Annotated in this window: 12 protein-coding genes; 10 read left to right on the top strand and 2 right to left on the bottom strand. The window is 67.6% G+C overall.

What is annotated here, in order from left to right; genetic code table 11:
* Window positions 1-112: 112 nt before the first annotated feature.
* The 5 genes from BKA25_RS03395 to BKA25_RS03415 all read left to right on the top strand — a co-directional run bounded on the left by BKA25_RS03395 (window position 113) and on the right by BKA25_RS03415 (window position 5,329).
* Complete coding sequence (locus tag BKA25_RS03395; RefSeq protein WP_157421278.1) at window positions 113-436, top strand: hypothetical protein; 324 nt, start codon at window positions 113-115, stop codon at window positions 434-436.
* 94 nt (window positions 437-530) lie between these two features.
* Window positions 531-1,535 carry a sugar phosphate isomerase/epimerase family protein gene (locus BKA25_RS03400; RefSeq protein ID WP_069852205.1) on the top strand — a complete coding sequence of 335 codons (1,005 nt, stop codon included), beginning with the start codon at window positions 531-533 and terminating at the stop codon, window positions 1,533-1,535.
* A 51-nt stretch (window positions 1,536-1,586) separates the two neighbouring features.
* The gene (locus tag BKA25_RS03405) at window positions 1,587-2,483 is read left to right on the top strand and encodes a sugar phosphate isomerase/epimerase family protein (RefSeq protein ID WP_069852203.1); all 897 of its coding nucleotides are present in this window, start codon (window positions 1,587-1,589) and stop codon (window positions 2,481-2,483) included.
* Between the two features lie 261 nt (window positions 2,484-2,744).
* Entirely contained in the window at window positions 2,745-3,971 is a 1,227-nt protein-coding gene (locus tag BKA25_RS03410) for an amidohydrolase (RefSeq protein ID WP_157421277.1), read from the top strand.
* Window positions 3,968-5,329: an amidohydrolase gene (locus tag BKA25_RS03415; RefSeq protein WP_069852201.1), complete on the top strand. Its 1,362-nt coding sequence runs from the start codon at window positions 3,968-3,970 to the stop codon at window positions 5,327-5,329. Before BKA25_RS03410 ends, BKA25_RS03415 begins: the two co-directional genes overlap by 4 nt.
* 83 nt (window positions 5,330-5,412) lie before the next feature.
* Here BKA25_RS03415 and BKA25_RS03420 read toward each other — a convergent pair whose 3' ends face one another.
* Window positions 5,413-5,658, bottom strand: a complete 246-nt coding sequence (locus BKA25_RS03420; protein WP_069852199.1) for a hypothetical protein — start codon at window positions 5,656-5,658, stop codon at window positions 5,413-5,415.
* A 421-nt stretch (window positions 5,659-6,079) separates the two neighbouring features.
* On the opposite strand from BKA25_RS03420, the gene BKA25_RS03425 reads away from it, so the two are divergent.
* Genes BKA25_RS03425 through BKA25_RS03435 form a run of 3 tightly spaced genes read left to right on the top strand, consistent with a single transcriptional unit; the run spans window position 6,080 to window position 7,698 of the window.
* Window positions 6,080-6,301, top strand: coding sequence for a hypothetical protein (locus tag BKA25_RS03425; RefSeq protein WP_069854074.1), 222 nt, complete (start codon window positions 6,080-6,082; stop codon window positions 6,299-6,301).
* Window positions 6,286-6,810 (top strand): DUF6879 family protein, encoded by a 525-nt coding sequence (locus tag BKA25_RS03430; RefSeq protein ID WP_069852197.1) that lies wholly within the window; start codon window positions 6,286-6,288, stop codon window positions 6,808-6,810. Before BKA25_RS03425 ends, BKA25_RS03430 begins: the two co-directional genes overlap by 16 nt.
* 18 nt (window positions 6,811-6,828) lie before the next feature.
* Window positions 6,829-7,698, top strand: coding sequence for a helix-turn-helix domain-containing protein (locus tag BKA25_RS03435; protein WP_236750385.1), 870 nt, complete (start codon window positions 6,829-6,831; stop codon window positions 7,696-7,698).
* A gap of 51 nt (window positions 7,699-7,749) precedes the next feature.
* On the opposite strand, the gene glpD is transcribed toward BKA25_RS03435, so the two are convergent.
* Complete coding sequence (glpD, locus tag BKA25_RS03440) at window positions 7,750-9,468, bottom strand: glycerol-3-phosphate dehydrogenase (protein ID WP_069854073.1); 1,719 nt, start codon at window positions 9,466-9,468, stop codon at window positions 7,750-7,752.
* Window positions 9,469-9,860: 392 nt separating this feature from the next.
* Here glpD and BKA25_RS03445 point away from each other — a divergent pair, with 392 nt between their 5' ends.
* Together BKA25_RS03445 and glpK are read left to right on the top strand one after the other, a co-directional pair.
* A complete protein-coding gene (locus tag BKA25_RS03445) occupies window positions 9,861-10,598 on the top strand; it encodes an MIP/aquaporin family protein (RefSeq protein ID WP_069852193.1) in 738 nt (245 codons plus the stop codon).
* A 91-nt stretch (window positions 10,599-10,689) separates the two neighbouring features.
* Window positions 10,690-12,213: a glycerol kinase GlpK gene (glpK, locus tag BKA25_RS03450; protein ID WP_069852191.1), complete on the top strand. Its 1,524-nt coding sequence runs from the start codon at window positions 10,690-10,692 to the stop codon at window positions 12,211-12,213.
* The last annotated feature ends 50 nt before the right edge of the window (window positions 12,214-12,263 follow it).

Genomic DNA, 12,263 nt, shown 5'->3' on the forward strand with positions numbered 1-12,263 from the left:
TCGACCATGAAGGCGGGTGACCACAGGCCACGCGGCAGGCAGACTCGACACCGTTGGATCTCTTTCGGTGTGTCGAGATGTCCTTGCAGCAGAAGAAGAACGGGAGGATGCGATGCGCACAGCGCTTCGATCCGTGCTTGCCGCCGCCCTGTGGCTGTTGTTCATGTCGATTCCGGCGACGGCCGCCTCGGTTGTCGATGCGGTGCCCGACCCATCGCGGCAGGTCATGGCCGAGGCCGTGACCACCGCACACCTGGCGGCGACGGGGGAGACCGCGCCGGAGAGCGAGACCTCGTCCGGCGAGGGCACCGGCGGCGAGGGCTCGTCGATCTTCAGCGGCGAGTCCGGACGGCAGGTCCTCGCGCTGCTCGTCGCGGGTGCCCTGTTCGCCCTGGTCTTCTACGGCCGTCGATTCCGGAAGAAGAGGCAAGGCTGACCCACGACCCACGGGTCGACCCAGCGCGCATCGCGCCGCACACCACAGCCGACACATCCGACACCTGGTGACGACACACCGAAGGGATTCCGCGATGACCCGACCCATCACGCTGTTCACCGGCCAGTGGGCCGATCTCCCGTTCGAGGAGGTCTGCAGGCTCGCCTCCGAATGGGGCTACGACGGTTTGGAGATCGCCTGCTCCGGCGATCACTTCGAGGTGGACCGTGCACTCGCCGAGGACGGCTATGTCCAGGGCAGGCTCGACATCCTGGCGAAGTACGGCCTCAAGGTGTGGACCATCTCCAACCACCTCGTCGGCCAGGCCGTGTGCGACGACCCGATCGACCACCGACACCAGAACATCCTGCCCGCCAGGATCTGGGGCGACGGCGAACCGGAGGGCGTCCGACAGCGGGCCGCCGCCGAGATGGCCGACACCGCTCGGGCCGCCGCCAAGCTCGGCGTCGACACGGTCGTCGGCTTCACCGGCTCCAAGATCTGGAAGTACGTCGCGATGTTCCCGCCGGTGTCGCAGGAGGTCATCGACGACGGCTATAAGGACTTCGCCGACCGGTGGAACCCCATCCTGGACGTCTTCGACGAGGTGGGCGTCCGCTTCGCCCACGAGGTGCACCCCTCGGAGATCGCCTACGACTACTGGACCACCCAGCGTGCGCTCGACGCGGTCGGCCGCAGGCCCGCCTTCGGTCTCAACTGGGACCCGTCGCACTTCGTGTGGCAGGACCTCGACCCGGTGGGCTTCATCCTCGACTTCGCCGACCGGATCTACCACGTCGACTGCAAGGACACCAAGAAGCGGTTCGACGGGCGCAACGGGCGGCTCGGCTCCCACCTGGCGTGGGCCAACGCCCGACGCGGCTGGGACTTCGTCTCCACCGGTCACGGCGACGTGGACTGGGAGGAGTCCTTCCGCGCGCTCAACAGCATCGGCTACAGCGGGCCGATCTCGGTGGAGTGGGAGGACGCCGGGATGGATCGGCTGCGCGGTGCGGCGGAGGCCGTCGGCTTCATCAGGGGATTGATCTTCGAGAAGCCCACCGCCGCATTCGACGCCGCGTTCAGCTCCAAGAGCTGAACCAGCACAGACGTGGGGGGATCTGGTCAGGAACAGGAAGGTCGGTCAACGATGACACACGAAGGTTCGTTCTCCAGACGGTCGATGATGCGAGGTGCGGCCGGTGCCGCCCTCGGACTCGGCGCGGCGGTCGCGCTCGGCGGTACGGCACAGGCGAGCACCGCGGTCCAGGCGGGCGAAGCGGCATCCGCCGCGACTTCATGGGGCAAGCTGCGCGTTCCCAAGAACGCGATCAGCATCCAGCTCTACACCCTGCGCTCCCTGTTGGAGCAGGACACCGAGGGCACGCTGCGCGAGCTGGCCGCCATCGGCTATCGCAAGGTGGAGCTGGCGGGCACCTACGACTACACGGCGGCGGAGTTCCGAGGTCTGCTGGACAAGTACGGGCTGTCGGCGACCTCCAGCCACTCCGGGATCGACGGTGACTTCACCAAGACCCTCGAGGACGCCAAGACGCTCGGCCAGCAGTACCTGTCGGTGCCCTACGCCGAGTTCGAGACCGCGCGGGAATGGCGGGACTTCGCCCGGCAGCTCGACGACGCAGGCGAGCAGGCCCGGCGGGTGGGCATCCAGTTCGGCTATCACAACCACGCACACGAGTTCCAGCCCGTGCAGGGCAGGCAGCGGCCGATCGACATCATCACCAGGATGGCCCGCTCCTGGAACGTGCACCTGGAGCTCGACCTGTTCTGGGTGATCGACGCCGAGGTCGACCCGGTTCCGTTCGTGTGGAAGCACTTCGGTCGGGTCAAGCAGTTCCACGTCAAGGACCGGGCCGAGGACGGGACCTGGGCCAACCTGGGCACCGGCACCGTGGACTTCGGTGCGCTGTTCCGCAAGACCTGGCACACCGGGGTGCGGGAGTACGTGGTCGAGCACGACGACCCGAGCGACCCCCTGGAGACGGCACTGGTCGGCTACCGCTACCTGACCGACCTCCGGTTCTGATCTCGTAAGCATCAGCCGTAGGGTCTGCCCGCGCCGACCGCTCGCCTCGTCGAGCGGTCGGCGCGGTCGTCTGTGGGTTCGGCGGTGTTAGCCCACGATCGGTGCGCTGCGTTCGGCGGCGAAATTTTCACCGCACTGTCGGGTTGCGCAATTCACCCCAGCGGTCAAACCGGTCCCGATAGCCGATGAAAACCACCGCCCGTCGGGTTGGATACCCCCGTTCGGGCGATATCGGCGCCGAGTGGGGCAAGATGATCTGACATGACATCTGATCGCGAGCGGTTCCTGCAGGACCGCTGCGCCCAGGCGGTCGCCCAGCACACCGAGAAACTCCTCGAACTCTCGCATCGGATCCACGCCGAACCGGAACTGGCCTTCGCGGAGCATCGGAGCATGGCCGCCGTTGCTGCTGCGGTCGGCGCACACGGCTTCGAGGTGACGACCGGTGTGGGCGGGCTGGACACCGCGATGACGGCGAGCTCGGGCGGCGGGGAGCTGGTCGTCGCCCTCTGCGCGGAGTACGACGCGCTCCCGGAGATCGGCCACGCCTGCGGGCACAACATCATCGCCGCCGCCTCGGTGGGCGCCGCCCTGGCCCTGCAACCGGTCGCCGACGAACTGGGCATCACCATCCGGTTGATCGGTACACCGGCCGAGGAGATCGGCGGCGGGAAGGTCCTCCTGCTGGAGCGCGGCGTCTTCGACGGCGTGGCGATGGCCATGATGGTGCACCCCTCGCCGTACGAGATCTGCGAGCCCCGGTCGCGAGCGATCGCCGATCTCGAGGTCCATTATCGAGGCCGGGAATCACACGCGGCAGCCGCTCCGGAGCTGGGTGTGAACGCCGCCGATGCGCTGACGGTCGCGCAGGTGGCGATCGGTCTGGCCCGTCAGCACCTCGAACCCGGCCAGCAGGTGCACGGTATCGTGACCCACGGTGGGGCTGCGCCCAACATCGTGCCCGCGCACACCTCGGCGATGTTCAACCTGAGGGCCGCCGAGATGGAATCGCTTCGCCGATTGGAACATCGGATCCGATGTTGCCTGGAGGCTGGAGCAGTGGCCACCGGAGCCACGATGGAGACATCGACGGTCTCTCCGGACTATGCAGAGCTGCGCGCCGATTCCCGACTGGTGGCGGCGTATCGCGAGGCTATTGTGAGGCTTGGTCGCGTTCCCGCAGGTCGGGACGAGGAGACAAGCCGGATCATCGGCAGCACCGACATGGGTAACGTCACCCAGTCGATCCCGGGAATCCATCCCGCGATCGCGATCGAGTGTGGCGACGCGGTGCCGCATCAGCCGGATTTCGCGGCGGCGTGCAACACAGATTCGGCCGACCGCGCCGTCCTCGACGGTGCGACGGCTATGGCGTGGACGGTGGTTTCCGCCGTCACGAACGAGGGATTGCGGGCCGAACTACTTGCGGGCGCGACCCGCAGGCTCGCCACTAGTGGAAAGCCCGCCGCGACAGGAGGTGCGGCATGACCGTGTTGGACTCGCACTACGACACAAAGTTCACGACCGACCTGGACTCGGATACCGAGCTCCCCGACCCCACCCGGCCCACAAGAGTGGGCGACTCCGGGAAGCTACTCGCGAAACCTTCCACCACTATGGCCAGCGTGGAGGACATCGGAGCGGGTCGAGGGCCGTCCTGGCTGGACGCCTGGCTCGCCGAGCACGGCTCCGATGTGGTGCGGTGGCGAAGACATCTACACGCCAACCCGGAGCTTTCCCTTCAGGAATACGGCACGACGGCGTACATCTCCGAGCAGCTCACCGCCGTCGGCCTCAAGCCCAGGGTCCTACCCGGCGGGACGGGCCTGATCTGCGACGTCGGTTCCGGACCGGCCTGCGTCGCACTGCGGGGGGACATCGACGCCCTGCCGATGACCGAGACCACCGGCGCGAGCTACGCCTCGAACACCCCCGGCGTCACCCACGCCTGCGGCCACGACGCGCACGGCACGGTGCTGCTGGGCACCGCGCTGGCGTTGGCCTCGGCCCCCGCGCTGCCCGGTCGGGTCCGGTTCCTCTTCCAACCGGCCGAGGAGGTGATGCGGGGCGCGCTCGACATCATCGCGGCCGGTGGGCTCGACGGCGTCGACCGTGTTTTCGGGTTGCACTGCGACCCGCGACTGGAGGTGGGTCGAGTCGGGACCAGGGTCGGCGCGATCACCTCGGCCAGCGACCTGATGGAGATCAGGTTCACCTCGCCGGGCGGGCACACCTCCCGGCCACATCTGACCGGCGACCTGGTGCACGCGATGGGCACCGTGATCACCGGCCTGCCCACCCTGTTGTCCCGCCGGGTCGACCCCCGATCGTCCACGGTGCTGGTCTGGGGTGCGGTCCACGCCGGAGAGGCGCCGAACGCGATCCCGCAGGACGGGGTGCTGCGCGGCACGCTGCGGACCGGCGACCGGGAGACCTGGGCCAAGCTCGAACCGCTGATCAAGGAACTGGTCGCCGCGCTGCTGGCGCCGACCGGGGTGTCCTACGAGCTGTGGCACCAGCGGGGCGTCCCGCCACTGGTCAACGAGCGCGAGAGCACCGGGCTGATCCGGAAGGGCATCAAGGCCGCGTTGGGCGACGACGCGCTGGCGGGAACCGAGCAGTCCTCCGGCGGCGAGGACTTCGGTTGGTACCTCGAACAGGTGCCCGGCGCCTTCGCGCGCCTCGGAGTGTGGTCCGGCACCGGCCGACAACGTGATCTGCACCAGGCCTCGTTCGATCTCGACGAGCGGGCGTTGTTGACTGGGGTCCGGGTGTTCACCCACACCGCACTCGCGGCCTTGTCCGCCGTGCCCAGTGGGGTCGAGGTGGGTACCGCCCCTGCCTGACGGGTCGGGGTCACGACAGACAGGGGCGGCGCTTGGGTGGGATGCCTCGGCATCCCCGGGTGTGCCTGCAGCGAGCCCGGGGCTCACGGGGACCGGAGCAGGCACCAGGTGCAGGGCATCCCACTCATGCCCTCGAGCAGCTCGACGTCGCCTCGCTCGAACCGCTCCGAGCAGTAGGCGGTGAGCACCTCGGGGATGCCCTCGGCCTCGTGCGGCGCCGGGCAGACGTGCACCAGTCGTGCGGTCTCACCGACGAGGCCCGGCAGATATCGGACGAGCAGAAGTCGAGGTCCGGTGTGCCGATGGTCGAGGGCGCCGATGCCGTTCATTCCTGCTCCTGCTCGCGGTGGGCGATCGTCGTGGAGTGGAGAACGCCGAATACCCGAGGCTGACGGGTCGCGATGGTGCACAGGCAGGTCGACTGGCCACGTCGGCCTGCCTATCCGCCCGGTAGGCCTCGGTGCGGCGAGCGTGACTGCTCAGGATCACTAGCGGGCCGCCAACCATCAGCAGCGCCGCGCCCAGTGAAACCAGGGTCGATGACAGGCTCAGCATGGCCGGTTCCCTCGATCGCGCCACCTTCTTCGGTGAGGTCAGTTTCCCCAATCAGGTGAGAATATGGCAAGAAAATTCGAGAACATGCTTGGCTCTGTCACCTGATCGGACGAACATGTGCTGGAGAATGATGATCACGGGCGGGAAAGCTGCGAGAATGTGGGGTAGTTCAACCCAAACTTGGAGGATGTCATCGTGGAGTTGACGTTCCTGGGCTCTACGTCCACGACCGGAAACTGTCCCAACCTGTACCTGACCGACCGCGGGACCTACATCGTCCAGGGCACCCGGGTCGTCGACCCGGATGCGCTGCGTGTCCTGCGCGAACGCGGTCTCCCGATCAACGAGGGTGCGGTCGAGATCCCTGCGGCGTTGCTCGGCTTCGCCCCGGAGGAAGTACCGTGCACCGCTTCCTAGACGGTGCTGAACTCGCCAGGCTGTTCGCGCGTTTCCGGCGATCCGCCTGGCGGTTCGAAACGCAATCCGAGTACCGGGAGGTCTCGGAGGCGGAGCCGTACCGTCGTTTCCTCGCAGGCGAGCTCGGCGAGGACCGCGCCTGGATGACGGAGTGGCTGCGCTCGGTGAGCTCGGCCACCAGGCAGGGCCGAAGTTTCGCCAGAGTCCGAGTGGTCGCCTTCCCCCCTACCGACTACCAACGCTTCGAGATGGCGGTCGCGCCGGACAACGAAGCAGCAGGTGAGGACATCCGCGTCCTCTCCTCGGAGCGGGCCAGGCGGTTGTTGTTGCCCGCGCAGGATTTCTGGCTTTTCGACGACACGATCTTGGCGCTCATGCACTTCGGCTCCGGGCGACTGACCGGCATCGAGGTGACGACCGACGTCACCAGGATCGAGCAGTACCGTGCGCACCGACGGCGCGCATGGAGCCAGGCCGTCCCGCTCAACGAGCACATGACGATCAGTTGACCAGAGGCGATGAGAAGTGTGGGCAGCAGCTTCGAGGAACGTCGTGAGGAACTCGGAGAACGCCTGCGACTGCTGAGGGAGCAGGCGGGCCTGACCGGAAAGGAACTGGCGTTGGCCTGCGGCTGGTCCGCGGTGTCCAAGGTCAGCAAGATCGAGCGCGGGCGTCAGACGGCCACCCAGGAGGATCTGGCCGCCTGGCTGGAGGCCGTCTCGCTCGATGAGGCGAGCCGGGCGGGTTTCGTCGAGGACCTGGCCGCGCTTCAGGAGGAGTACCTGAGCTGGCGGAACCAGGTGCGCAGCGGTCACCTGATCCGGCAGGAGGAGCCGATCGACCGCGATCGGCGGGCCCATCGCATCCTCGCGATGGAACTGAACGTAATCCCCGGTCTCGTGCAGACCGCCGACTACGCCAGGCAGGTTTTACAGACCAGCCTCGAACTGCACGGCGGTCCCGACGACATCGAGGAGGCCGTCCGAGCCAGGATGCGCAGGCAGCAGGTCCTCTACGAGCCCGGTAAGCGGATCGAGATCCTCATCGCCGAATCGGCGCTCGTGCACCCGGTCGCCTCGCGAGACGTCATGGCGGGGCAGCTGCATCGGTTGGTCGCCGCGATCGGCACGCCTGACCTGCGGTTGGGTCTGCTGCCGCTGAACCGACGCCTTCCGTTGGTCCCTTTACACGGTTTCTGGATCGTCGATGAGACGGCGATGGTCGAGACCGTCACCGGCGAACTCAAGATCACCGATCCCGACGAACTCGCGCTGTACGTGCGGGTGTGGGAACGGCTGTGGCTGATCGCGGTGGAGGGCGAGCACGCCCGACAGATCCTGAACCGCCACGTCGAGGACCTATTCGTCCTCGCGGCCGCGGAGAGCGCGGAACTCTAGCGGCTCCGAACCGGGGCGCGGGCCGCACAACGCCCGCGCCCTCGGTTCGGCCTACTCCTTCGAGTCGTTCTCCTGCAGGTCCGGCCGTGCCTCGGGCGCTGTGGACCGGCGGGCATCGGCCGCCTGGTCGTCCGACTGGTCCTGGGAGTCCCGTTCGGCGTTGACCCTGGCGATGTAGATCCGGACCTCCTCGGCCCGGCGCTCCTCGTCCCAGCCGAGGATCTCGCCCATCAACCGGGCCACCGGCTCGGCGCAGTCGACACCTCGGTGCGGGTACTCGATCGAGATTCGTGTCCGTCGAGTGAGAACGTCCTCAAGGTGCAGCGCACCCTCGTGTCCCGCCGCGTAGACCACCTCCACCTGGAGGTAATCCGGGGCGGCCGGAATCGGGCGCAACAACTCGGGGCGGCCGGTGGCCTGCGCCAACACCTGGTGGATCAGCGAGCCGTAGCGGTCGAGCAGGTGCCGCACCCGGTAGGGATGCAGGCCGTGCTTCGCGGCCAGCTGATCGGCCTGGTTCACCAGGGCGTGGTAACCGTCGGCACCCAACAGCGGGACCTTGTCGGTGATCGACGGCGCTATCCGACCGGGCAGGTCGACCGCTGCGGCGTCGATCGCGTCGGCCGCCATCACGCGATAGGTGGTGTACTTGCCGCCCGCGATCGCGACCAGTCCTGGCGCGACCCTGGCCACGGCGTGTTCCCTGGAGAGCTTCGAGGTGTCCTCGCTCTCGCCGGTCAGCAGCGGACGCAGACCCGCGTAGACACCCTCGATGTCCTCGTGGACCAGCGGGGTGGCGAGCACCTTGTTGACGTGCGTCAGGATGTAGTCGATGTCGCTCTTGGTCGCCGCGGGGTGGGCCAGATCGAGTTCCCACTCGGTGTCGGTGGTGCCGATGATCCAGTGATTGCGCCACGGAATGACGAACAGCACCGACTTCTCGGTCCGCAGGATCAGGCCCGCCTCGGCGACGATGCGGTCCCGGGGCACGACGATGTGGACGCCCTTGCTGGCCTTGACCCGGAAGCGGCCTCGACTGCCCGAGAGCTGTTGCAGCTCATCGGTCCACACCCCGGTGGCGTTGATGACCACCTGGGCGGTCACGTCGGTCTCCTCGCCGGTCTCCACATCGCGAACCCGGACGCCGGAGACCCGGTCCGACTCGCGGAGGAAGTCCACCACTCGCGTGGAGGTTCGCACCACCGCGCCGTAGTGCGCGGCAGTCCTGGCCACCGTCATCGTGTGCCGGGCATCGTCGGCCTGGCTGTCGAAGTATCGGATCCCGCCGACCAGCGCGGTGCGCTTGAGCGCGGGGAACAGCCGCAGGGCTCCTGCCCTGGTCAGGTGCTTCTGACCGGGCACCGACCGCGCGCCGCCCATCGTGTCGTACAGCAGCAGGCCTGCGGCGGTATAGGGCCGTTCCCACAGCCGGTGGCTCAGCGGGTACAGGAAGGGCACCGGCTTGACCAGGTGCGGAGCGATCTTGGTCAACATCAGTTCGCGTTCCCGCAGCGCTTCCCGCACCAGACCGAACTCGAGCTGTTCCAGGTAGCGCAGGCCGCCGTGGAAGAGCTTGCTCGATCGGCTGGAGGTGCCTGCGGCGAGGTCGCGCGCCTCGACGAGGGCCACCCGCATCCCTCGGGTGGCCGCGTCCAGGGCGGCGCCCGCGCCCGTGACGCCGCCGCCGATGACCACGACGTCGAAGGACTCCGATCCCAGTCTGGTCCAGTTGCGCCGCCGCTCGGCCGGGGTCAGCGCCCCGGCTTCCACTGCGGCCTGTGCCGCTGCGGCTGCGAGTCTGCTGCTCTCGGCCGCAGGTTTGGCGTCGAACTGCTCTGTCACCGGGCTAGCCTCCCTGATTACGGGCCGTGCCTCTTCTCGTACCAACGCCGACCTGTTCCGAGTTGATCGTCGCCGGGCGGCGGGCACCACGCTACCCGCCGGTAGGCCCAGATGGTGGATGGCAGACGAAGCGCTGTTCCAGCACACCACGTACGGGAAATCTATGCACAACGTGATCGCTCGACCGTAGACAACATCGTTACGGGCCAGTAGCGTCCGCGATCATTCCAGGTTGTCGCACCGTTGCTCGCCTGGCTCTGCCGCCCGGCGTCCACCGGTGTTCCGACCCATACTTACGGTCAGAGTCGGGGAGGCCAGCGATGGGTTTTGCGGACATCTTCGTGTGGGAGATGCTCGGCACTGCGACCCTCATCTTGTTGGGCGTGGGCGTTGTCGCGAACGTGAATCTGAACAAGGCACTGGGGTTCGGCGGTGGGTGGCTGTTGGTCGCCTTCGGCTGGGGCTTCGCGGTCTTCGTGGGTGCCAGCGTCGCGGATGCCAGTGGAGGACACATCAACCCGGCGGTCACGTTGGGGCAGGCGATCGCGGGAAACACACCGTGGGACGCGGTACCCGCCTATTGGATCGCCCAGTTCGTCGGGGCCTTCATCGGCGCGGTGCTCGCCTGGGTGGTCTACAAACTCCAGTTCGATGCGCATGACAAGCCGCAGGACACGCTGGGGATCTTCTCCACCGGTCCCACCGTCGACAACAAACTGTGGAACACGGCGACCGAGGTCATCGCGACCTACATCCTGCTGATCTGGATTCTGCTCAGCCCCGGAGCATCCGAAGGGCCGGATGGTTCCGTGTTCGGCAACGCAGCGCTGGGTTATGCGGGCGTGGCCTTCCTGGTCGTCGCGATCGGTGCCTCGCTCGGTGGCCCCACCGGATACGCCATCAACCCGGCTCGTGACCTCGGCCCCCGGATCGCTTATGCGGTACTGCCGATCAAGGGCAAGGGCACGCCCAACTGGCAGTACGCCTGGGTGCCGATCGTCGGCCCGCTGATCGGCGCGGCGCTGGCGGCACTGACCTACCTGGCACTGCCCGTCTGAGGCGACGCGTGACATCCGCAACCGACCAACCTCGGACCGTAGGCGCAGCTGCGACGGCCCGATAGATGTAGGTAGAGAGGCGAATAGCGTCATGGCGAAGTATGTTGCCGCGATCGACCAGGGCACCACGTCCTCCCGGTGCATGATCTTCGATCACTCCGGACGAGTGGTCGCGGTGGACCAACGCGAACACAAGCAGATCTTCCCGCAGGCAGGCTGGGTCGAGCATGACCCGGAAGAGGTATGGCGCAACGTCAGACAGGTGTGCGCGGGCGCCCTGGCCAACGGTGATCTCGTCGAGGCCGACCTCGCGGCCGTCGGGATCACCAACCAGCGCGAGACCGCCGTGGTGTGGGACCGCAAGACCGGCAAGCCCGTCTACAACGCCATCGTCTGGCAGGACACCCGCACCGACCGGATCGTCGAACGGCTCGGCGCGCAGGGCGGCGGCCAGGAGCGCTATCGCTCGGTCACCGGTCTGCCGCTGGCCACCTACTTCGCCGGGCCCAAGGTCAAGTGGATCCTGGACAACGTCGAGGGCGTCCGGGCCCGCGCCGAGGCGGGCGACCTGCTGATGGGCACCATGGACACCTGGGTGCTCTGGAACCTCACCGGCGGGGTCGACGGCGGCCTGCACCTCACCGACGTCACCAACGCCTCGCGCACCCTGTTGATGAACCTGGACACCCTCTCCTGGGATCCCGAGATCGCCGCCGAGATGGGCATCCCGATGTCGATGCTGCCGGAGATCCGATCCTCCTCCGAGGTCTACGGCAAGATCCGGCAGCGCGGCGCCCTCGCGGGCCTGCCCATCGCGGGCATCCTCGGCGACCAGCAGGCCGCCACCTTCGGACAGGCCTGCCTGAGCCCCGGCGAGGCCAAGAACACCTACGGCACCGGCAACTTCCTGCTGCTCAACACCGGTACCGAGAAGGTGATGAGCCAGAACGGCCTACTTACCACCGTCTGTTACAAGATCGGCACCGCCGACGCCGTCTACGCCCTCGAAGGCTCCATCGCGGTGACCGGCTCGCTGGTCCAGTGGCTCCGCGACAACCTGGGGATCATCGGTTCAGCAGCCGAGATCGAGCGACTGGCGGCCGGGGTGCCGGACAACGGCGGCACCTACTTCGTGCCGGCCTTCTCCGGACTGTTCGCTCCCTATTGGCGCAGCGACGCCAGGGGCGCGATCGTCGGGCTCACCCGGTTCGTCAACAAGGGACACCTGGCCAGGGCGGTGCTGGAGGCGACCGCATTCCAGTCCCGCGAGGTCATCGACGCGATGAACGCCGACTCCGGGGTGGCTCTGACCTCGCTGAAGGTCGACGGTGGCATGGTCGTCAACGAGCTGCTCATGCAGTTCCAGGCCGACATCCTCGGTGTGCCGGTGATCCGCCCGGTCGTCAACGAGACCACCGCGCTCGGTGCCGCCTACGCCGCCGGGTTGGCGGTCGGCTTCTGGGGCACCGAGGACGACATCCGGAAGAACTGGGCCCAGGACAAGCAGTGGGACCCGGAGCTCGATGTCGACAGCCGGGAGAAGCACTACCGCAGTTGGAAGAAGGCCGTGACCAAGACCTTCGACTGGGTCGAGACCGAGTCCGACGACTCCTGAGTGTGCTGCGACGCCGGGGTCGGCGACAGGTGAGGGGACGACGAGTAGGG

It is taken from the genome of Actinoalloteichus hymeniacidonis, assembly GCF_014203365.1.
GTDB lineage: Bacteria > Actinomycetota > Actinomycetes > Mycobacteriales > Pseudonocardiaceae > Actinoalloteichus_A > Actinoalloteichus_A hymeniacidonis.